Annotated in this window: 20 protein-coding genes; 6 read left to right on the forward strand and 14 right to left on the reverse strand. The window is 41.5% G+C overall.

Annotation, left to right across the window (positions count from 1 at the left end; genetic code table 11):
* Positions 1-261: 261 nt before the first annotated feature.
* On the forward strand, positions 262-603 hold the full coding sequence (locus AACW06_RS02250; protein ID WP_192073813.1) for a DUF3802 family protein: 342 nt from the start codon (positions 262-264) through the stop codon (positions 601-603).
* Here AACW06_RS02250 and AACW06_RS02255 read toward each other — a convergent pair.
* Entirely contained in the window at positions 600-1,112 is a 513-nt protein-coding gene (locus AACW06_RS02255) for a C40 family peptidase (protein WP_192073814.1), read from the reverse strand. The two genes, AACW06_RS02250 and AACW06_RS02255, sit on opposite strands and share 4 nt — an antisense overlap.
* A gap of 89 nt (positions 1,113-1,201) precedes the next feature.
* On the opposite strand from AACW06_RS02255, the gene AACW06_RS02260 reads away from it, so the two are divergent.
* Positions 1,202-3,235 (forward strand): methyl-accepting chemotaxis protein, encoded by a 2,034-nt coding sequence (locus AACW06_RS02260; RefSeq protein ID WP_192073815.1) that lies wholly within the window; start codon positions 1,202-1,204, stop codon positions 3,233-3,235.
* On the opposite strand, the gene AACW06_RS02265 is transcribed toward AACW06_RS02260, so the two are convergent.
* Positions 3,236-4,027 carry a sterol desaturase family protein gene (locus AACW06_RS02265; protein ID WP_192073816.1) on the reverse strand — a complete coding sequence of 264 codons (792 nt, stop codon included), beginning with the start codon at positions 4,025-4,027 and terminating at the stop codon, positions 3,236-3,238.
* 77 nt (positions 4,028-4,104) lie between these two features.
* Between AACW06_RS02265 and AACW06_RS02270 the strand changes: the two genes are divergently transcribed.
* A complete protein-coding gene (locus AACW06_RS02270; protein WP_192073817.1) occupies positions 4,105-4,842 on the forward strand; it encodes a tRNA-uridine aminocarboxypropyltransferase in 738 nt (245 codons plus the stop codon).
* A gap of 153 nt (positions 4,843-4,995) precedes the next feature.
* Positions 4,996-5,904: an N-acetylglucosamine kinase gene (gene nagK / locus AACW06_RS02275; RefSeq protein ID WP_053311510.1), complete on the forward strand. Its 909-nt coding sequence runs from the start codon at positions 4,996-4,998 to the stop codon at positions 5,902-5,904.
* Positions 5,905-5,990: 86 nt separating this feature from the next.
* Here nagK and AACW06_RS02280 read toward each other — a convergent pair whose 3' ends face one another.
* The 6 genes from AACW06_RS02280 to AACW06_RS02305 form a co-directional block, all read right to left on the reverse strand.
* Positions 5,991-6,260 (reverse strand): DUF2960 domain-containing protein, encoded by a 270-nt coding sequence (locus tag AACW06_RS02280; protein ID WP_053311511.1) that lies wholly within the window; start codon positions 6,258-6,260, stop codon positions 5,991-5,993.
* 128 nt (positions 6,261-6,388) lie between these two features.
* On the reverse strand, positions 6,389-8,164 hold the full coding sequence (locus AACW06_RS02285; RefSeq protein WP_192073818.1) for a bifunctional molybdopterin-guanine dinucleotide biosynthesis adaptor protein MobB/molybdopterin molybdotransferase MoeA: 1,776 nt from the start codon (positions 8,162-8,164) through the stop codon (positions 6,389-6,391).
* A complete protein-coding gene (gene mobA / locus AACW06_RS02290; RefSeq protein ID WP_192073819.1) occupies positions 8,161-8,748 on the reverse strand; it encodes a molybdenum cofactor guanylyltransferase MobA in 588 nt (195 codons plus the stop codon). The genes AACW06_RS02285 and mobA overlap by 4 nt, the downstream gene beginning before the upstream one ends.
* Complete coding sequence (locus AACW06_RS02295; RefSeq protein WP_192073820.1) at positions 8,726-9,442, reverse strand: energy-coupling factor ABC transporter ATP-binding protein; 717 nt, start codon at positions 9,440-9,442, stop codon at positions 8,726-8,728. The genes mobA and AACW06_RS02295 overlap by 23 nt, the downstream gene beginning before the upstream one ends.
* 8 nt (positions 9,443-9,450) lie before the next feature.
* On the reverse strand, positions 9,451-10,149 hold the full coding sequence (locus tag AACW06_RS02300; RefSeq protein ID WP_192073821.1) for an ABC transporter permease: 699 nt from the start codon (positions 10,147-10,149) through the stop codon (positions 9,451-9,453).
* Positions 10,150-10,157: 8 nt separating this feature from the next.
* A complete protein-coding gene (locus AACW06_RS02305) occupies positions 10,158-10,973 on the reverse strand; it encodes a substrate-binding domain-containing protein (RefSeq protein WP_192073822.1) in 816 nt (271 codons plus the stop codon).
* 243 nt (positions 10,974-11,216) lie between these two features.
* Here AACW06_RS02305 and AACW06_RS02310 point away from each other — a divergent pair, with 243 nt between their 5' ends.
* Together AACW06_RS02310 and AACW06_RS02315 are read left to right on the forward strand one after the other, a co-directional pair.
* Positions 11,217-12,710 (forward strand): sigma-54-dependent transcriptional regulator, encoded by a 1,494-nt coding sequence (locus tag AACW06_RS02310; RefSeq protein ID WP_192073823.1) that lies wholly within the window; start codon positions 11,217-11,219, stop codon positions 12,708-12,710.
* Positions 12,700-14,730, forward strand: coding sequence for a sensor histidine kinase (locus tag AACW06_RS02315; protein ID WP_192073824.1), 2,031 nt, complete (start codon positions 12,700-12,702; stop codon positions 14,728-14,730). The genes AACW06_RS02310 and AACW06_RS02315 overlap by 11 nt, the downstream gene beginning before the upstream one ends.
* 57 nt (positions 14,731-14,787) lie before the next feature.
* On the opposite strand, the gene fbpC is transcribed toward AACW06_RS02315, so the two are convergent.
* The 6 genes from fbpC to AACW06_RS02345 all read right to left on the reverse strand — a co-directional run bounded on the left by fbpC (position 14,788) and on the right by AACW06_RS02345 (position 22,979).
* Positions 14,788-15,843, reverse strand: a complete 1,056-nt coding sequence (gene fbpC / locus AACW06_RS02320; protein ID WP_168786709.1) for a ferric ABC transporter ATP-binding protein — start codon at positions 15,841-15,843, stop codon at positions 14,788-14,790.
* Between the two features lie 17 nt (positions 15,844-15,860).
* Positions 15,861-17,957, reverse strand: a complete 2,097-nt coding sequence (locus AACW06_RS02325; protein WP_192073825.1) for an ABC transporter permease — start codon at positions 17,955-17,957, stop codon at positions 15,861-15,863.
* Positions 17,958-18,132: 175 nt separating this feature from the next.
* Positions 18,133-19,167, reverse strand: coding sequence for an ABC transporter substrate-binding protein (locus tag AACW06_RS02330; protein ID WP_168522187.1), 1,035 nt, complete (start codon positions 19,165-19,167; stop codon positions 18,133-18,135).
* A 129-nt stretch (positions 19,168-19,296) separates the two neighbouring features.
* Positions 19,297-20,628: an MFS transporter family glucose-6-phosphate receptor UhpC gene (uhpC, locus tag AACW06_RS02335; protein WP_192073826.1), complete on the reverse strand. Its 1,332-nt coding sequence runs from the start codon at positions 20,626-20,628 to the stop codon at positions 19,297-19,299.
* An 87-nt stretch (positions 20,629-20,715) separates the two neighbouring features.
* Positions 20,716-22,335: an MASE1 domain-containing sensor histidine kinase gene (locus AACW06_RS02340; RefSeq protein ID WP_172532975.1), complete on the reverse strand. Its 1,620-nt coding sequence runs from the start codon at positions 22,333-22,335 to the stop codon at positions 20,716-20,718.
* Positions 22,336-22,343: 8 nt separating this feature from the next.
* Positions 22,344-22,979: a response regulator gene (locus AACW06_RS02345; RefSeq protein WP_171980527.1), complete on the reverse strand. Its 636-nt coding sequence runs from the start codon at positions 22,977-22,979 to the stop codon at positions 22,344-22,346.
* Between the last annotated feature and the right edge of the window lie 92 nt (positions 22,980-23,071).

A 23,071-nucleotide genomic window follows, 5' to 3' on the forward strand; every position in this document is an offset into this window, starting at 1 on the left:
GCATGAATATTGTTGATTTTGTGACGAGAAAGTAAGGTTCAGGAGCAATAAACACTAAAAAACATGCCCTAAAGGACTACATTTTTCATTTTTATCGGCGATATTTAAGTTTGAGATATTATTGATACTAGATTCTTATCAATAAATTGATGAAAAATCGCACCATTAAACTATCAAATCTGTGAAAAAGAGCTGACATGGCTTAGTATTGTTTAAGGTACAGTAATTACTGGCAATTAAGCGGTAAAGCGGAGAATTAAAGTGGTTGTAGAAACCGATGGCTATTTGGCTCTGATTGAGCACCTCTCTTTTAATATGGATGTATTTACATCTGGTGGGGATATTGGCTCAGAGAGTGTGGAAGATGTGGTAACCGATATGGTTGCCAGTAACATCATGGCTATTTTTGAACAAAACCCAGACATGCATTCAAGTGTTCGTTTTCAGCTATTAAAAGAAGCGGATTCAGTCGTTGAAGATCTGGGTGAAGTGTTGGCTGGCGTTTGGAGTAAACCTGCAACTAACGAACAGATTATTTTCTTGGATGAATATATCGCATTGGTGAAAAACCTGTTTGATTCTGCAGTAGCGAAGTACGATTAATTGACGTTAGGCGGACTTATTATCCGCCTAAACTGCCAAAATTTAGATGCCCAATATGGGTTATCAATCCTCGATATCATTACACCTTTGGATGTCGAAGCATGCATAAATTTCTTATTACCTAAGTAAACCCCAACATGGTTAGTGGTTCTTGATGTTTTAAAAAACACCAAGTCTCCTCGTTGTGCGCTGTTGTATTTAACCTGACGTCCCGTTTGGCTTTGTGAATGAGTCGTTCTTGGTAATGGGATTTGCCACACATCTCTAAACGCAATTTGAACGAATGCAGAACAATCAACCCCCGTTTTTGAATTTCCCCCAAGTTGATAAGGCACTCCTTGCCAACTTTGAAATACCAAACCGAGCTCATCTCCGGAATTATTGATGATCGACTTAACCTCTTGCGGCGTCACAGTAGTAGCGTTTGTTTGAGGTGACGTTGGCACATTGCTACAGCCTGCAAGAATAAATACTAGCGACAAGTGACATAATGATCTGCATTTAAGCATTTGTCATCTTACTGAAATTCAAGTGAAACATTTCTGAAATACTCCCTTCATACCATGGTTTGAGTCTTATTTGCCTACTTAAATTTATTATGAATTCTTTGCCAAACAAACAGCTTCGCTCTCTTTCAATCATGCAAACCATTAGTGCTATTTTTATTGCTATCATCCTACTTGTTATATTATTGGCAGTGTTGAGTTTAAAAAGTATGGAAAAGGTAGGTCTGCAATTTTCTAACTTAGCTGAACAAACTTTACCTTTAGCATTAAACAATGCAAGCCTGACACAAAATATCTTAGAACAAGTGCAATACCTTGGTGACGGTATTCGTACTGAAAATCAACTCGAATTAAAATCAGTCAACACTCACCTAAACCGACTGAGCTTGAAAACACAAGTACTTATCGAACAACTTTTCTCGATATCCTCTCATTTTAGTACCACGATTACACCGCAACAAAAAGAGCAACTGCAAGCTAAAAATATCAACTTTCAAACATTGATTAAGTCAATTCTGGCAGCACAAGCTGACCAGCTTGAACAGCAACAATCGATTGAGGCTGCGGCTCGCGTATTTCGATATGGGCTGAGCTCTATCGGCCCTGAGATGAACCGTATTAGTTCGTTTTTATCGATGGACAACCTAGAATCTATGGATGCCGCAAATCGATTTATTGCGAGTGCCAGCTCAATGGAAAGCACATTTTTATTGATGATGATGCAACGAGATCCTCAACTTGCCTACGAGCAATATAAAGAGGTTAGAAACCGAATGGCAAGCATCGACTTGGCATTTGATGATTTTAAAGAGTGGCATCCAGATGTGATGGAATATACAAGTTTAACAGCACCATACGACATGGTTAAAGCGGGTTTCACGGATGGCGGAATCTTGCAGAAAATCCTAAAAAAGGTCGAACAAGGGAAGTTACAGCGTTTAGAAATGAACCAAGCCGCCCAGATAGCAAAAGAGACAATAGTACAGTTGAATGCCATTTCAAATGCGGCAAGTGGGTTAATAAAGCAAAGCGAAAGTGTGGTTCATGATGCGATGTATCGAGTTGAGAGAGTGCAATATATTGGTGGTATAGTGCTAACCGTTTTGGTACTACTATCCTGGTTAGGATTACGTCATTGGTTGAAAAAAGGACTGGATAACTTAATGGTAAGGTTATCGTTATTAACACAGCACGATTTCTCTCAACCAACAATGTTGATCGGCCCTAATGAGTGTAAAGAAGTCGCTGTAAAATTAAACCAAGTGATCGCGTCGACAAACGAATCAATATCAACCGTTACCCGCAACTGCGAAATCCTATACCAAAATGCCGAAACCAGTCACGATGCTGCTGATAAATCAAATATTAATATGGTGTTGCAAAATGACTCGCTAGTGAACATGGTTACCACTGTGACGGAACTAGAGTCTGCTATTCGTAATATTGCTATGGTGACTAATGAATCGTATGAAGAATCAGTGTTGGCGAGCAAATATTCATTACAAGGTGTTGATGTTATTGAACAAAATAGAGGTCGTTTAGAGTCACTTGAAAATACCTTACACCTAAATGAAGTCGCGATGCTTGAACTGGACAGTCGAGTGAAGCAAATACGTGAAATGGTAGATATGATCAGCGGTATTGCGGATAGCACGAATTTGTTAGCTCTTAATGCCGCAATTGAAGCGGCAAGGGCTGGAGAACAAGGACGAGGCTTTGCTGTCGTGGCTGATGAAGTACGAAAATTAGCAAGCGATACATCACAACAGACCACCAATATTCGTAGCATGATGAATGAACTCACAGCAGCAGCAGAACGCTCTCGCCAAGCAGTCTATGAGTCTCGTCAAGAAATGACCAATGCGTTGCACTCTAGTGATGAGGTAAAGACAACCTTCGAACAGATCGAGAAAGCCGTTGAGCATATTCGCGACAGAGTTGAACAAATTAGTGTTGCCACTGAAGAGCAAGAACGAGCGACAGCAGATGTCAGTCGCTCCATCACTCAGGTTTCAGCGCAAGGTGGACAGACCAAATTGCAGTTAGAGGCAATGGTTGAAAGCTCAAAACAGGTCGCTGCAATCGCAGGTGATCAACAAACCATGCTGCATAAATATCGCTTTTAGTTATTTTTCCCGAAATGGTTGGGTCAGCATTTTATCCAACCATTGCTCACGAGTTTGTCTGAACAGCGGAATACCAATCTTTACCTCATCATGCCCTAATTCCGGTTGAGCTCGATAAGTATCAAATAGGCGATCCCACCATGACAAGAAAAAACCAAAATTGGAATGCGTTTCCCGTGCAATCACTGAATGATGAACGCGATGCATATCTGGAGTGACAATAAACCATCGTAGCTGATGGTCTAATTTCAAATTCAATTTCGCATTGCTATGGTTAAACATCGCGCTAGCATTCAATAATATTTCGAATATCAATACAGTCAACGGATCGATACCCAAGATCAGCACGCTTGCTATTTTTATCCATAAGGATAAAACAATTTCGATGGGGTGGAAGCGAGTTCCTGTCGTCACGTCAATGTCTTGATCTGCATGGTGCATACGGTGCAAGCGCCACAAACAGGGAACAAAGTGGAAAAAAATATGCTGCGCATAAATAACAAAATCAAGCACAATGACGGCAACGATGATCTCAATGCTGGCAGGCAAGGTTAACCAATTAAACAAACCTATATGTTGCATCTCTGCCCAACTTGCCGCTTCAAAAGCGAGGATCGGCATCAGCAACGAGAGACACAGGCTATTTAACCCAATCAACCCTAAATTATTCAGCCAACGATTGATCTTATTTTGAGTCAAAACCTTGCGCGGCATTAGCCATTCCCAGCACGCACACAAGACAAATACAGCAATAAAAAAGCTTAAGCGGATCAATTCAGGGTTATTATTCATGGTTCTCTTTCTGTGCTAGGAATCTGGCTTTACTGTAAGTACAATCGCAACCACTTTCCAGTTTAAACATTGGTTTTATGAGAATTCACGCTTTTAATCACCTCTATCAACACCGTATCGCTTTATCGACCAAACCATTTCAAGCACGTGGAGCAAAAGTGGAACGTTGCCCATATTGTCAGATTGCCACTGAACATTGCTTATGCCCGTACCAACCCGATATTGAAAGCAATGTAGCTGTTCTTTTACTGGTGTCTGAAAATGAGGTGCTCAAACCTAGTAATACTGGACGTTTAATCGCAGATGTAGTGAAAGAGACTTACGTTTATCAGTGGAATCGCACTGAACCAGACGCTCAAATGCTAGCACTCTTACAAGATCCTAGTTATCAGCCTATTGTGATATTTCCAGAAGATTATGTCGAAAATAGAGAACGAATGTTACTTAAACTACCTAAAGTCGGCGACAAGCGTAAACCATTACTTATTTTCCTTGATGGTAGCTGGCGCGAAGCAAGGCGTATGTTTCGTAAATCGCCTTATCTCGATACCTTGCCCGTAATGTCTATTTCTCCACAAACCGTATCGCAATATATGATGAGAAAATCAGAAAATGATCAACACTTATCAACTGCAGAAGTGGCCTCTTTAGTGTTAAGTGGAGTGGGGGAAGAGCAAGCGTCAATAATGCTTACGCAATGGTTTGAAGTGTTTAGAGAAAGCTATTTATTAAGCAAAACTCGTTTAAAACGTGATTTTAGTAAACCGATGTTGAAACATTTCATCGAGCAGACTAAAAGCGAGAGATCACTCTAAAGTTGATCGTTTAAGTGCTGCGATATTATCCAAACAGACTCGTGAACCAGATAAATTCGCACTATGTCACGGAACGTAGGCGTAGCTCTGTGGATAATGCCAAAAGATTTATTTTATCGCTCATCGATTCGAGTGAATTTTAGGAGAGATTACATGTACTACGGCTTTGATGTCGGCGGCACTAAAATTGAATTTGGTGCATTTAATGAGAATTTAGAACGTGTTGCAACAGAACGTGTACCAACCCCAACGGATGATTACAATATGTTGGTCGACACCATTGCAGGGCTAGTGAATAAGTACGATGCTCAGTTTGGTGTTGAAGGTAAAATTGGTTTAGGTCTTCCAGGTATGGAAGATGCCGATGATGCAACCGTTCTGACTGTAAATGTACCTGCCGCAAAAGGTAAGCCACTTCGTGCTGATCTCGAAGCAAAAATTGGCCGTAGCGTCAAAATAGAAAATGATGCGAACTGTTTTGCACTTTCAGAAGCTTGGGATGAAGAACTCAAAGATGAACCTTCCGTGATGGGGCTTATCCTCGGTACTGGTTTTGGTGGTGGTTTGGTTTATCAAGGCCAAGTTTTTTCTGGCCGTAACCATGTAGCTGGCGAGTTTGGTCATATGCGTCTTCCTTTAGATGCATGGCTCCACCTTGGTGACAATGCACCAATGCTGGGTTGTGGCTGTGGAAAAAAAGGTTGTTTGGACAGTTATTTATCAGGTCGTGGTTTCGAACTTCTTTATGAGCACTACTACGGTGAGCAAAAGAAAGCGATCGACATCATTAACGCCAATGCACAAGGTGAAAGCAAAGCGACTGAGCATGTTGAGCGTTTCATGGAATTGCTCGCTATCTGTTTTGCAAATCTATTCACTGCCAACGACCCTCACGTAGTTGCCCTAGGTGGCGGTTTATCAAATTTCGATCTTATCTATCAAGAAATGCCGAAACGTGTGCCGAAACACCTACTTTCCGTTGCGAAATGCCCAAAAATCATCAAAGCAAAACATGGTGATTCTGGTGGTGTACGTGGCGCTGCATTTTTGAATATCAAATAGTCAATATCAACGATAAAGGGCTTGCATGACGCAGGCCCTTTGTTTTTATAAGTACTGTTAGTTTTTACAACGATTGGCTGTATTGGTTATTTTGAACCTTTCTTACCAACGCCTACATTTTCTTTTTGTTGTAATGTCAGTTTGCTAAACCCAAGCTTTCTAAAATGGTTGTCACGGTAGTTACGCACTGCTTTCGTATCTGAAATAGCTTCTAATTGCTGTTCCATTTTCAAAAACTCAGTAATATCTATTCCTTCAGCTTCAGCGACAGCCTCATGAATATTGTGATGTTTTTCATAAGAAAACGTCAGCGTCTTATCTTCATTTTTATAGGTGTACAAAATGGTACGAGCCATGGTTATCTCTCTAAAATCGTCATTCCCTGTATGGGAAAAGAAATAAGGCCGATATTTGTGCATCAGCCTTTTGAAATTGTGTCTTATCGGGTGCTAAAACCGTCACGGTAGCCCATGAGTTAATGGGGTTAGATTCTGCCTTGAAGTGGGATGATTGTCACGTTTTCGCCGACTTTTACAGTATCAATAGCAGGAGAAACTTCAATTAAACAGTTCGCCTCACTCATTGAGCGTAAAATGCCCGAACCTTGTTTACCTGTCGTTTTCACTTCCAGCTGCCCACGTTCATTGAACAAATAAATACCTCGACTAAACTCTGTGCGGCCCTGCCGTGATCGAATAGGTTCAGCAGCAATGGCGTTGACTTTTAAGGGCTGCCAATTGATTTCACCCTGCATCTTGCGAATCGCAGGTTCAACGAAATTGATGAATGAAACCATTACAGCGACGGGGTTACCCGGTAAACCAAAAAATGGTTTTTGGCTTATATGCCCAAACGCTAATGGCCGACCAGGACGCATATTGATACGCCAAAAATCAATCGAACCTACTTTTTCTAATGCTGATTTAATAAAATCAGCATCGCCAACCGACACACCACCAGAAGTAAGAATCAAATCCGCATGTAAAGCTGCTTCATTTAATGCATCGATCATTAACGTTTCATTATCTTCAATAATGCCAAGATCCATGACCTCACAACCAAGCTGCTTGAGTAGGCCGATCAACGTGAAGCGATTAGAATCATAAATAGTGTTTGCAACCTGAATGGTTCCTGGAGCTTGGACTTCATCACCAGTAGAAAATAACGCCACTTTAAGCTTGCGATAAACCGAGCAAGTGTCAAACCCTAGAGACGCTATCATACCCATCTCTGGTGATGTGATACGTTGTCCGCAAGTAAAGACGTTTTGACCTTGCACCAAATCTTCACCAGCTTGACGCACATTTTGCCCTTGTTTAATTTGCTCACCAGAAAAGGTGACGGTGTCACCATTGAGTTGCGCTTGCTCTCGCATTACTACGGTATCTGCATGCAGGGGCGTTGGGGCTCCAGTCATTATTTTTACCGCTTGTCCTTTTTCTAACGGCTGTTCATAGGCATGCCCAGCCATCACTTCAGCAACAACCTGATAACTGTCTTTTTGTAAATCATCACCACGTATCGCATAGCCATCCATTGCTGAATTAGTGTATTGCGGGACATTAATTGGGGAGGAAATAGTCGCGCTTAGTACACGGTTGTATGTTGATGAAATAGCAACTTTCTCTTTATCGTTAAGAGCATTGACTAATGACAAGATTTTTTCTTGCCCTTGAGTAACAGACAAAAAGGCAGGAGAAAGCATGTCACAACAAGCGGCTTCCGGTTTCACTTTTGTACGATTAAAACGCTGAATATATTTGACGACAAAGTGTGCGATAGTATCAAGATCATTAATATCCATCTGTGGTAGTGAACTAGTGACCATTTCATCGGCAGCAATCGCGATAATGTTATCATCATTTGGGTAAAGCCATGGCTTGCCGACTTCAGCACGGTGTAATTCAATCTTTGGAAACGCAATGTTTTTGCATCCCTCAACCAAAATGACATCTAATTGATTGCAATCAAAACGAGAGAGCAAGTATTCAAACTCAGCTTCAGCGTCTACAGTTTCGGTCATCATTACATGTCGATAGCGAGAAGCCACCAACATCTGTGATGCACCTGCTTTACGCAAGCGGTAACTGTCTTTACCCGGCTTATCAACATCAAAATTGTGGTGTGCATGTTTTAATACGCCAAGCTTTAACCCTGACTTGGTAAGCTTTGGAAGTAGCGCTTCAAGCAAAGTGGTTTTACCGGTGCCAGAGTAGGCCGCAAAGCCAAGCAGAGGAATTGAAAATTTCTCAGTAGTCATGATTGAAGCGTTCCAAATTGAGCTAATTCTTGAGGGGTGTTTAAGTTCAAAAAACAGTTGGGTGAATCACTGAAATCTACATAATGTGTGTTGCATTCGTTATACAACAAAATAATTTTGCGATCACCGCGTTGCAAAAAGGCACTCAGTCTTGGCAATACGCGCTTATGAAAAAGAGTAAAAACTGGCTGCTGATAATCACCGTCGTGCGCGACTAATATATCACTAGTTTCTTGCACTGCGTTACAAAACCGAGCCACAAGATCATCGTTAATTAATGGGCTGTCGCAAGGAACAAAACCAACCCAATCACTTTGGGCATGGCTTAAACCGGCATGAATGCCACCCAAAGGGCCTGGGTAATCAGCGAAAGTATCGGAGATCACCGGCGCGAAATCGCGGTATCGTTCTTGGTTACGATTAGCATTGATAATAATGGTATTGGTCTGTGGGGTTAGTTTATCAATAACATGTTTAACTAAGGGTTTATTATTGAGTTCAATTAACCCCTTGTCTTGCCCGCCCATACGGCTAGCTTGTCCACCTGCTAAAATAACCCAACTAGTTTGAGTGGGAAGTAACATACACGCTCTCTTGACTATCTTCTTTAATAAGATGCAGTAATGGAGATTCAATAAGGGTTGTTTCTTTGATCCACCACTGCTTATGACAAAGGTTGGTAAGTGCATTGGTTTGATGGCTAGTGATCACCAAACTTGCCCCTCTTTTAAGTAAATCCTTGGCCATTATAACCAATCTTTCAATAGATTCTTGATCCAATGAAGCACTTGGCTCATCCATCAATAGAATCGAAGGTTTTAAAATCCAAGCTCTTGCCATTGCAACACGTTGTTTTTCACCGCCAGAGAGCACGGAGATATGCTCATCTGCTAACGTTTCTAACCCAACCATACGTAAGGCGGTGATGACTTCAGCACGTTTGTGTTTAGCTGATATTGGCTGGTAACGAATGCCATAAACAACATTTTGAAAAACAGTGCCGTCAAATAGGTAAGGGGATTGATGAAGGTAAATGACATCCTTCTGAGCCTGCCTAAAGTTAAAATATTGATACCAACGTGATGAAGGATTATTTAAATAGCCAGTAGTCGGTTTGAGAAGACCCGATAAAATTTTCAGTAGTGTTGTTTTACCTACACCGTTATCGCCTTTTAAATAAATGGCATCGTTTGGTCCTATTGATAACGTAGGGATATGAAAAAGAACACGATCTTTAAAACGCATTGAGAGTTGTTGTGCTGTGATATTAACCGTCATAGCTTTCCTTACGTTCTCATGTAACCTTTACCGCGCATACTCGATAGCATGAAATTCAGAATCAAGGCCAATGAGAGTAACACCATTCCTAATGCAACACCTTGCGCAAATGCACCTTTATTGTTTTCTAACGCGATAGCGGTGGGGATGTTGCGCGTAAGCCCCATAATGTTGCCACCGACCATCATCGAACAACCAACTTCAGTCACAATTCGTGAAAAGCCAGCGATGGTTGCAGCAAGTAGTGGAAAACGGGTTTCCCAGATCACCGTTGCGGCAATGCGCGGCAATGATGCTCCCAAAGTCATTGCTGTTTCAACGACGCGACGATCACTGGCTTGTAAAGCACCATGCATCATTGACACCAATATGGGAAAACAAACCAGTATTTGTCCTAAAATCATCGCCTTTTGGGTAAATAGCACCTGCCAATCACCTAATGGTCCAGAACGTGAAAGCAACATATAAAGCAGCAAACCAATCACGACTGTAGGTATCGCTTGCAGGGTATTGATAAGCGAAAGCAGTACCCATTTCCCAATAAAATCACAGTAAGCCAGAGTAAAAGAGAGCAAAACTGCAGGCAATAAAACTAATGAAATTGAAGTGAGAGAAACACTAAAGGAGACCGCAACGATCTCCCACAGCTGAGTATCAAAGCTCGCCAATAAAGCAAGTGCATCTAATGTTGTTTGCCAAAGGCTCATTGCGTTTGTTACTCGTTTGCATTAGCAACAAAGAGTTGCTGACTATTTAATTTAAACGCATTGATCAACGCTTGACCTTTTGAGTTAACCAACCAATCACTGAACGCTTTAGCACCTTGATAATTAGTACTTGGGTAACGCTCGGGGTTAATAAGAATAACTTGATAGGGGTTAAACAGGTTTTTATCCCCTTGGAATAAAATCTTTAAGTCTAATTTATTGATGTAGGCGAGCCATGTGCCACGATCGCTTAATGTATAAGCTTGCATTTCCGAAGCCATATTCAATGTAGGTCCCATACCTTGCCCAACGGAGAGATAACCACCAAAATTAGGCTCAATGTTGGCCTGTGCCCAAATGCCTAGTTCTTTTTTATGTGTTCCAGAATCATCACCACGTGAAATAAACGTAACCCCCGTGTTGGCGATTTTTTTAAACACTTCCGTCAACGCTTTCTGTTGTGTAATCTGCGCTGGATCTGATTTAGGGCCAACAACCACAAAATCGTTGTACATCAGCTTGCGCGGCAACACACCATAGCCCTTTTCAACAAAAGTTGCTTCTGCATTCGGTGCATGTGTCATGACTAAATCTACATCACCATTTTCACCCATCTTCAACGCTTTACCCGTACCAGTCGCAATCACGTCGACTTTATAACCAGACTCTTTTTCAAATTGAGGCAGTAAATAATCAAGCAGTCCTGAGTGATAAGTGCTGGTTGTAGTAGCCAGTCGGATTCGAGAATTATCTTCGGCACTTGATGCTGAATAGCTGATTAAAACCAAAGATGCGGTTGCGATAGTAAAAGCCGTTTTTTTCATTTGTTATATCCATTGATAAAGAGGGTAAAGCTAATAACTGAACATTGCGTATCAATGTTACATAGCAAACAAGGTGCCAGAAATTATAAAGGTTTTACGGATAATTTGTCTCATATCAGTAAATTAAGTGACAACCCTCAGAAACTTAGACAAAATGTCCCATCTTACACCTACTCAAAATATGGTTAGTTGGTACACTCTGTCCCATCATTAAAATCTTGCACAACATCAAAAGAGAAGCTTATGACCCACATCATCGACACTCATTCAGCATTGCAATACCAAGCATTTTCTGTCCTCGTAGTTGATGATGAAATTGGAATGCAAGCCGTACTCAAAAAAGCACTTGGCAAATGGTTTTCAAAAGTTGATTGCACAGGAAGTATTGAAGAGGCAGAGGAGCTTCGTTGTGCTAATCATTATGATTTGATTGTGTTGGATATTAATTTGCCAGGACGTTCTGGTATTGAATGGAAAGAAGCGTTTGAAGACCCAGATAAACACGCTGACGTTATTTTTATGACTGGCTACGCCGATTTAGAAACCGCAATCAGTGCCTTAAAATTAGGGGCCTCAGATTTTATCCTAAAACCGTTTAATTTGAGTCAAATGCTACAAGCTGTGCAACGTTGCATGGATAAGCGTTTAAATGAACGCATGCAGTACGCACTGCAACACAATTTCAAGCATCACTGTACCTCCGAAATTATTGGTGGTTCATACAAAACTCAGCAACTTAAACAGTTAATTGTGCAATTTGCGCCATCACGAGCATCCGTTTTGATTGAGGGAGAGTCGGGCACTGGCAAAGAATTGGTGGCTCGTGGTGTTCATCAAGCCAGTGGTCGTCAAGGTCCATTTGTAGCGGTAAACTGCGGTGCAATTGCTCCAGAGTTATTAGAAAGTGAGCTTTTTGGCCATACTTCTGGAGCCTTTACTGGCGCTAAAAAAAACCGAGAAGGATTGTTTCGTGTCGCTAATGGTGGGACGCTGTTCCTTGATGAAATAGGCGAGATGCCACTTACCATGCAATCCTCACTTTTGAGGGTATTAGAACAGCGATCCATTCGCCCCGTCGGTTCTGAAAAAGAGATTCATATTGATGTCCGAGTCGTCGCTGCAACCAACCGAAATTTACAAAAAGAAGTCGCAAGTGGCAACTTCCGCAGCGATCTTTACTATCGCCTCAATGTATTAAAAATTGAAGTCAGCCCACTGAGAGAGCGCAAAGCGGATCTCAAAGAATTGGTTCCATTTTTCACTCGTATGCTTACAGCAGAGCTTGGTGTACAAGACCCTAAATGGGCTCATGAAGATACGTCAGCAATTCAAGACTATGACTGGCCAGGTAATATTCGCGAACTGAAAAACCTCATTGAACGTTGTATTTTACTCGGTAAACCACCTGCCCATTACTGGCGAGAGATGTATGGGATAACGGAGTCGCAAGCCTTATCTAAAATAGAAGAATTAAGTGAGGCGGAAGAATCCATAGTGACATTACCACCAGTGACTGCCCAATTAACTTTGGATACAAGTTCACACCAAGAACCTACCTATCTAGGTTACCCGTGTGATTGGACATTAAAAGAGGTAGAAAAAGCGCACATTCAACAATTAGTGCAGCGCTACGAAGGGAATAAGTCTGCTGCTGCTCGTGATTTGGGTGTCGCAAGAAAAACCTTGGAACGTAAGTTTAAAGAATGGGAAAGTGAGGGAAATGCCGATGCCAATTAATATTCATTGGTTGAAAAAATGGCGTTTTCGCTTTAAAACCATGGTTCGTTATCGGTTATTGATTTTATCGTCGGCGCCCATTTTCTTTACGTTATTTGCTCTGATCACTATCAGTATTTATTGGTCGATTCACTATACCTGGCAAAGTGCATTGGTTGATGTCTCTGAACGTTTAGGTGTGGCTGAAAACAGTATTGGGCTATTACAGCAAAAACAAGCCAATTACGTTAAGGCATTTTCTGAGTCCTATGATTTCCGCATCCGAGTGAGAGATCCTAAACAATATCAACAGCTAAATCAGTGGGTCAGCGAACAAAAGAAACGTTATTCGCTCGATTTTTTGCGTTACGAAAGTATCGATACTCTTGAGAAAAAATTCCGCTACCTTGATCTGACCAAGCAAGAATCCTTTTTTGATGTATTGACGGAACAAGAGCTACAGCAACTGGATAGTGATCTAGCAAAAAGGGCTCAAACCCCCATCCTCAATGACAAGCAAATAGAAACTCGTGGGTTGGTCAGTCGCACCGTAATACCGATTAAAAATCAACACAATGACATTATCGGATTTTTAGATGGTGGCTTATTGCTAAATAACAGCACGGTATTAGTCGATCAAATCCGCGATCTGATTTATCCAAGCAAGCTCGATAGTTTAAGGCCTTTGGGCACCCTGACTGTTTTCTTAGATGACTTGCGTGTAAGTACCAATGTTCCGTTAGATAGTGATCAACACGCGGGCAGAGCGATTGGCACTCGCGTTTCTTCGGATGTGAAGCAAAGGGTTTTGGGAGAAGGCCAAGAGTGGGTTGGTCGTGCGTATGTTTATGACGCTTGGTATATCACCGCCTACCAACCGATCAAAGATCAGTATGATAATGTTATTGGTATGCTTTACACCGGTTATTTAATGTGGCCGTTTGTGAAAACCTACTTGACTAACATCGTTGAAATTGGTGTCACAACAGTTCTGCTGCTAGTTTTATCAACGTGGTTTGTTTACAAAGGTTCACGAGATTTATTCCGACCAATAGAGCAGATCCATAAAGTAGTTAAGCTGGTACGTTTGGGTAAAAACCAACGTATTGGAGAGCTTGGGTTTCATGACCAACATGAGCTCACACAGTTAGCTAAGCAATTCGACAACATGCTTGATCTTCTGCAACAGCAAAATGAAGAAATACGCCAAGCTGCGTTTGAATTGGAAGAGAAGGTTAATGAGCGAACATTGAGCTTGCGTGAAAAAACCGAGCAATTGGAACACCATATTAAATTGCTTAATCAAACACGAGATAAACTCATCATCAATGAAAAACTTGCTTCATTAGGTGAGTTAACTGCTGGAATCGCACATGAGATCAATAACCCAACCGCTGTAATTCTCGGCAATACCGAACTGATAAAATTTGAACTTGGTGACGACACACAGCGTGTCGAAGAAGAGCTTGATGCGATCATGCTGCAAATAGATCGGATACGAAACATTACTCGTAGTCTACTGCAATACAGTCGACAAGGCGGCATTCAAGATCAGGTGACGTGGCAACACATCAACCCGATTATTGAAGAAAGTATTACGCTAGTTAAAACCGGAACCAATAAGCGCGATATTGAGTTTAATGTCGATTTAAAAGCACATTCATCGGTTGAAGTGAATCGGCATCAACTTCTACAAATTTTAGTCAACCTGATGATGAATGGTATCCATGCGATGAATGGTTGCGGCTGTTTAACGATTAACAGTGAAGACTGGTACAAAAATGAAGAAAGTATCGGTGCTATCATCCATATTCAAGACCAAGGTTGTGGAATTAAAGCTGAAAATATCAAACGAATATTTGACCCTTTTTATACCACCAAGCGCGATGGTACTGGCTTAGGACTTTCCGTATCTCAAAGCCTTCTTAGCCAAACGGGAGGGCATATTGAAGTCAGCTCAGTATTGGGAGCTGGTAGTGTATTTAGTGTCTACTTACCACGGAAGATGGAAAACGATTTATTTGTTACTCAAGTCAGTTGAAAAAACGCCTCTGATTAAAAAGGCGTTTAGGTTTTTTACAATGAAAAGGCTGATCAGTTATGCGTCTTCGGGTAGTAAAAATAACCCGACAGGATTGATGCTCAAATAAGCATGATCAGCGTAACTGGGATCAAACTGAGAAGAATTTAGCTGTAATAACAATTCTTTATTGTGCCACTTAACCAACACTTCATACATTGAACCCATATAAGCAATGCTGGTAATTTCACACTGTTGACACGCTTCACCTTCAGTGCAAAGTAAAATGGCTTCTGGTCGCACACCAATTTGATAATTACCCGTTGGCAAGGCGGCTACGCTCTCATCATCTGCTGGGATTTTGTAACCATTAATGATTAAGTGTGATCCATCATAACTGCCATCGAAAATATTCGCTTCCCCCATAAAGTTTGCCATAAACATAGATGCAGGGTGCTTATACAATTGAGTTGGTGATCCTTGCTGCATTATATCGCCATCTTTCATTACAATAACCGTATCAGATACAGCGAATGCTTCTGCTTGGTCGTGAGTTACATACAAAGAAGTAATATTAAAACGCTGCTGTAATTCACGAATGGTTTCACGCATGCTGCGCCTTAAGTTAGCGTCAAGGTTACTCAACGGCTCATCAAATAACAATACTTTAGGTTTTAAGACCAGAGCGCGAGCAAGAGCAACGCGTTGCTGCTGACCACCTGAAATTTGGTCAACATAACGCTCACCAAACCCCTCTAGATCAACCAACCTAAGCGCTTCATCAACTCTTTGTTTCACTTCTTCTTTGCTCAAACCGATCATTTTTAGGCCATAGCCGACGTTGTCGTGCAATGAAAGGTGTGGGAATAGCGCATAAGATTGAAACACCATACAGATATCACGTTGTTGGATTGATGTATTGGTGACATCTTCGCCATCAATAAAAATTTGTCCGCTAGTCGGTTTCTCTAAACCCGCGACCAAGCGCAATACGGTGGTTTTCCCACACCCTGACGGGCCAAGTAATGTTACTAAACTGCCTTTTTTTATTTCTAAGTCTACATCTCCAATAACAGTTTTATCACCAAAACGTTTGCAGACATTTTTTAGAACGACAAAGTTTTCATTTTCCATGTTTATATCTCCAATCGTTATTCTTGGTTAGTCGCTTTAGAACGTGAAACACGAGCCTCACCAACGATAAAATCAAATATCAAAATAATGGCTAACATCACCACAATTAAAATTGAGCCATAAGCAATCGCTACACCATATTCACCATCTTCTACACGATTCAATATATAAGATGTTGCAACACGTGTTTCCGGAGTCACCAAGAATATGATCGCGCTAACGGTGGTCATGGCACGTACAAAGCTATAAATCAACGTCGATAGAATCGCTGGGCGCAATAGAGGTAATAAAATATGAGTAATGGTTTTAAAGGAGTTCGCTCTTAGACTGAGTGAGGCTTCATCTAGGGATTTATCTAATTGACCTAGCCCAGCGATACCCGCACGAATACCTACTGGAACATTACGCATTACCATTGAGATCACGACAATGGCTGCCGTACCCGTCAGGTAAATAGGTGCATCGTTAAAGGCAAGGATGTATGACACACCAGCGACCGTGCCGGGTACTGCGAAACAAAGCATCGTGGCAAATTCTATGACTTTTTTGCCATAAAATTGCTGGCGAACAACTATATAAGCGATCAATAAACCAAATAATGCCGTTAATGGCGCGGCTACGCCTGCGTAAATCATGGTCGTGATCAATGATGGCCAAGCACCTTCACTCATTCCCATGCCAAATAGATGGATATAGTTTTTTAGCGTTAAGCTGTAATCAACACCCCAGTTAACGGTGAAGCTACCGAAGATAATGCTGCCATAGAGAAGAATGTTAAATGCCATCCAAAAATACAACAGACCCGAAACCGAGTGTTTAAGCAAAGTTGGCAGTGCTTGTACATCACCACGATACGATTTTCCTGAAATAGTTACGTACGAGCGTTTACCTATCCACAAATACTGAACCACAAAAATCGCCAGTGAAAACAACAGTAAAACAGCGCCCAGTGTACTAGCTGAGGCATAATCTAATTGTGCACCAGCAATATAGAAGTAGATTTGTGTTGCCAATACGTCGAAGCTTCCACCTAGCACTAACGGGTTACTGAAATCAGCTAGTGATTGAACAAATATGATCAAGAAACTGTTTGCTAAAGCAGGTTTCAGCAATGGCATTACGATCTTGAAGAAGGTTTGATAGCGATTGGCACGCAGTGTATAAGATGCTTCTTCTAAAGAAGGATGCAGCGATTTCATTGCGCCATCTAGAATCATGAACGACATTGGAGCGAAGGCGAGCACTTGCGCCATCCAGATGCCAGTAAATCCATATAACCAGTTGGTTTGCTGTAACCCAAACCAATTGACCATCAATTCTGTAATATAACCAGAGCGTCCTAACATCAAAGTAACCCCAAGACCCACAACAAAAGGTGGGGTTACAATTGGCAAGATAGAAAAAATACGCGCAATAAAAGCGGAGCGAGTAGCAATTCGAGTTGTGTAAATAGCAAATATCAGACCGAAAAAGGTAGCACCAATCCCGACGGACACACCAAGGAATATCGAATTCCAAATGATTTGTATGATCTGAGAGCGACCTAATATATCAATGAATTGCCAGGCACTAAAGTTACCCAGGTCGTCTTTAAACATCGGTACAAAGATGGCAATACTCGGAAATATGATAAAAATGGAGATCAGTAGAATGATCGATATTAATGCACCAATGACAAAGCTATCCCCCCCTAGAAATTCAAGACGGGCAAAGGCTAATGTCATCACCGCACCTAAAGCAATGAAAAGCGCGATGGTGGAGTAGCCCAAACCGTGTTGGGTATACCAAGAGCTGAGTAAGACGATGAGCATACACGTTGCAGAATAACCAATATCAAAATAGTGGCGGTGTTTAGCGTATTTATTTTGCGCTTTACTGGGGCGAATTAAGAGAAGGGTAGGTAGTGCAAACCACAACCAAGAAATGTTGAAGCCACTCCAACCCATGGCATCGTAAAATTCTTGTGAGGTTGACTCAAATACCCCGTAATCAAGGGCAAAAGATGGCAACAGCACAAATGCACACAATAAAGTGATGATCCAATAAAAAATGGGATCTCTGTGCGACTTATTTTGCTGCTGACGTGGTGCTGTGTCCGCTGCGAGTTCATTCATTTGTTTGTACCAAAGTAGTGAGCAAAGGAGCATTGAGCTATGTATACACAAATATTTAATCAAGAAAGGTGTGCAATAGCGCTGATAAGTAAAAGAACAATGAAGATGAGTTCCATCGTGCGAGTAAATGGGCAGCTCAATACTGCCCATACATTCACGTTAATGAGTGAAGAAATTATTCACCCATTTTAACGACATTAACCCACTTGTTAATCAATCGTTTACGTTCATCTGACGAACCATAAGTATCCATATCATAATCAATCAATGTCAGTTTTTGAGGATCTAATGCATTTGGAGATTGCTCTGCCTGAGTATTAGTCAAAATTTGGAATGATTGGCCTTTTTTCCATGCTAACTCTTGGCCTTCTTTGGACATGACCCAGTCAACAAACAATTTAGCGTTATCAATATTGCGAGCACCTTTAATAATGCTTACACCACCAATTTCATAACCTGTTCCTTCACACGGTGAAATCAATTCCAGTGGTGCGCCTTTTGATTGCTCAAGGGAATAATCATGTAAGAATCCAATACCGATAGCAATTTCACCACGCGCAGCGTTGCGAGAAGGGGTAACACCTGATTTGGTGTATTGAGATATGTTTTTGTCGAGCGCTTTAAAGTAATTAAAGGCTTTATCTTCATCCCAAAGTTGAATGAAAGTCGCCAAAGCGGTATACGCTGTACCGGAACTTTGTGGATCGGCAATTTGAATTTCACCTTGGTATTCTGGCTTGGTCAAATCACTCCAGCAACGTGGGATTTCAATCCCTTTTTCTGCCAGTCTTTGCGTATTAACGCCAAAACCTAAAATTCCCATGTAAACGGCAGAAGAGTAATTGCCTTTGCGTTTGGCTGGGTCTTTAAATCCATCCATGATGAACTCAAGTTGAGGTGATGGGTAAGGTTGTAATAGATCCATCTCGCCGGCTTGAGATTGCGGATCTAATGTGCCTCCATACCAAACGTCTGCTCGAGGGTTATTTTTCTCTGCTTCGATTTTCGCTAATGTACTGCCTGAGCCATTACGAACAAAGGAAGTTTTTACATCGTATTTTTCTGAAAATGCCTTAGTTTCTGCTTCACACATGGCGTTAGTTGCACTGCAATATACGACTAATCGACCTTCAGCAAGCACTTGAGGTGCAGCCAATGCCGAACCTAAAATACAAGTCGCGAGTAAGGTGCGATGTAATTTATCTTTCATGTTTGTTTCCTCTTGTTATTTTCATCACTTAACGCAGGTGTAGGGAGGCGTTAAGTTCTCATCACATTCCAGTGATATCTTTTTTACTGCGCATTAGCAGTGAAATTTTGAAAACAACGTGAGGAAGAATTAAGGCATAGTGACAGCATTCCCTGCACGTTGTTGTGCTTTTAGAAAAGGTAGGATCAACAGTCCTATTAATGCAGCAGATAAGGTGATAACGCTGAAAAACCCTTCCCAACTAAATTGTTCAATAATCAGAGCGAGCGGGTAACTGGCTAATGCCGCGCCAAGATACCCAAATAACCCCACAAAACCCGTAGCGGTACCTGCCGCATCTTTGTGTGAACATTCAGCAGCAGCCATCCCAATCATCATTTGCGGGCCAAAAATAAAGAACCCAATCGAGAAAAAGCACCCTGAAAGCACCACAAAATTATTAATCGGTGTGAGCCATAGCGCAGCAACAGAAATAAAAATCCCCAACGCAAAAATCAAATTCATTGGTGCTCGATTGCCACGGAAAAATTTATCTGATCCCCAACCACCAAATAGTGATCCAAAAAAACCACCAATTTCGAACATAGAAACGGCCGTATTGGCTGAAAAAAGGTCATAGCCGTGTCGTTCAGTAAGGTATAAATTTCCCCAGTCGTTAATAGCTATGCGTACCACATAAACCAGAAAGTAAGAGCTACATAACAGCCAAATGTACTTATTGCCTAAAACGTAAATACGTAAAATTTGAGAAAAGTTAAGTCCTTTTCCTTCTGCTTCATGTCGCTTTTCAAGAGAGTCGTTTCGCCATTCACCGACAGACGGTAACCCAAGGGTGATTGGTTTGTCTTGCATGCGAAAACACAACACCAGACCGACCACAATGGCCAAACAACCAGGAGCAATAAAACCGTATCGCCATCCAAAAGTAACAGCTATAAAGCCAATACTGAGGGGGATCAATGCACCACTTAAGTTGTGACAAGTATTCCAAATTGACCACCAGAATCCCCGCTCAGTTCTTGAATACCATGTGGTTAATAGTTTTGCGCATGGAGGCCACCCCCAACCCTGGAAAAAAGCGTTGAGTGTCCAAAGCACTGCAAATACAGCAAGTGATGAACTAAAACCAAACAGCACATTAATAACGCCAGTCGCTATCAAGCCCAATCCCATGAAATAACTTGGTTTTGATTGGTCACTCACCATGCCTGATACAAACTTAGAGAGACCATATGTCACGTAAAATAATGTGCCGAGAATGCCAAAATCTGAATGTTCTAGCCCTAGGTCACTTAGCATCGCAGGCATCGCAAAATTGAGACTTTTCCGCGTAAAATAAAACACCCCATAACCAACGTACATCGAAAGCATTAAATGCAAGCGCCAATACCGGTAGGTTGCATCTATCTGAGATGACTCTATGGGGGCTGATGTTGGTTTTGATATCATAAAACCCATCATGCTTTGTTTCTCCCTAGTGCAAAATAATGGTATCGGACTGATTCATGAAATGAATGAGACAAAGTTATAAATGACTAGGAAATTTTCCTAGTTTGATGGTGTTGTGGATGGTTTTGTGGGCAAGTTAACAGTTATACGCGTACCAGGTGGAGCGAGAATAGACTTAGAATCAATAACAAAATGCCCACCGAGGGCGCTCACTCGTTCTTCTATCCCTAACAATCCTTGCCCTTTTGTTCGCCAGTCGCTTGGCAAGCCAATGCCATTATCTCGTAGTTCAACACTGAACATTTCTCCAGGAACAATACTTAATTGTACCGATGAAGCCTGAGCATGTTTGCAAACGTTATTCAATAATTCTTGAATGATCCGGTACAGAGTGACTGCGGTTATATCATCTAAACGTTCAGCAAAAATGCCAAAATTCAGGCTAAAATCAACGTTTCGCTCAGTAAATCTCATTTCACTTGCTAATTGCCGAATAGCATTTTCCAAACCAAGCTCATCTAATGCGTGAGGACGCAATTGGGTTAATAATTGGCGGGTAGAGGAGTGAATACGCATGGCTAGCGAATTGATAGTCTGTGCTATATGAGTCTGTTTTTCATTGGTTGAGAGTCGATCTGCCAGCATCGATTGAATTTGAATAGCAGTAATATTTTGTCCGATTTCATCATGCAACTCACGAGCTACAGATTTACGTATTTGCTCTTCGACATGTACTAATTGCCTTGTCAGCTGTTGTTTATTTCTTAATTCTTGCTCAAGTTTTCTATTTATTTGTGTTAGACGATGAGCCAACAAATACTGACGACTGATTGCGATACCCAATCCCAAGCCAACAAGCGCTTGGGTTGCAATGAAGCTTTGCAATTCCATATCCGATTCGAACGAACCTGTGACTTGTCTTGCTGTGGCAAGCAAAATACTGTTCATCATGCTAGCTAAAACACCACCTTGCCAGCCATATTGATATGCCATAAAAATATTAGGCAGCAAAAAAAGCAGTAAAGCTAACGGCTTTAATTGCTCAAGTAACACAAGCTCTGCAATCAAACCACCACTAAAAAACAGTAAGCACCACAGCAACGCGGAGGGTCGTAACGTCACTTCATGGTGAATGAGTGTCGGGGAAAGTGGGTTCCAAATCTGCTGATGCAAATAGTCGTATAGCAAAAAGAGAAACGGGGTTAGCAATACTCCGCCAGTAATGGTTGCAACGGTAACTTGAACAACATAATGAAATTCAAGCTCAAGCGGTTTTATCAACAACAGAACACCTGTACCGCAAATTAGCCCGTAAATTAAAGTCAAACCAGTAAGTGCCAAGATTTTTTGCCAATAGTCTTGCAATGAAGCCCAAAGAGACTGAAATGCAATAGCGAGCCAATAGGCGATTAAGGCAAATAACAAAAGCAGATATTCATGGCCAGGGCTCTCTAAAATCTGGCCTAATGACCACGCAATGAACATTTCGCATAGTGTAATGCCTAACCACAAGCGCCTCGGTGACAAGGTTAAAGTGGCTAACTTTAGTCCGGTTGGTAGAAGTAGACCTGCGAGTAGTAGATCGGGGGCTAGGTAATGGCTGATATTCCATAAACAAAACCAACTGATCGAATACAATACACAGGCAAAAACGTAGCTAAAACTAGAGGAAAGCGATAACCAAGATAAGCTTGCAGAAGAGGGTGAAAGAGAACGCATGATAGCGGTTACACCGACTCATTAGCCAATAACTGATGAGTGATAGCAAACCGAATCAAGTCAACATTATTGGAAAGCCCAAGTTTGCTAAGAATATTGGCACGATGTACATGAATGGTTTTGTGGCTTATGGATAAGTCATGGCCAATTTCTTTCACATCTTTTCCCAGTATTAGATGTTCAAACACCTCTCGCTCACGCTTTGTTAACCCTTCGAGTACCAAAGGAACCCCTGAAATGTTACTAAGGTTGATTAATGCATCCGCGCAAAGATAACGGTCACCGTTTGCAACGGTACGGATTGCACTGACAAGTTCGCCTGGGCCGCATCTTTTGGATAAATAACCACAAGCGCCAGCTTCTAATGCTTTGCTTACAAAAGAAGCTGAATCATAAATAGAAAGAATGATTGCTTTGAAATGGGGTTGAGATTGGCGCAATTTTTCTAGTAACACTAAGCCACTTTCATCAGGCATCGAAATATCAATAACTGCGAGGTCTACAGAGGCAGTCGACAAAACGCGGTATGCATCTCGAGCATTACTGTATTCACTATGTACTATGATGTCTGGTTCTACAGATAACAACTGTGCGAAACCGGATCGAACCATAATATGGTCATCGACTAAGGCAACTGAAATCATACGGGCATCCTATGCATTTGCCGCGATAGTCGCAGATGTATCAATAAGTATCAAAAACAAGCGTATGGGATGTGATTACTCTCCCGAAACTG

It is taken from the genome of Vibrio sp. S12_S33, assembly GCF_963889785.1.
Taxonomy (GTDB): domain Bacteria; phylum Pseudomonadota; class Gammaproteobacteria; order Enterobacterales; family Vibrionaceae; genus Vibrio; species Vibrio aestuarianus.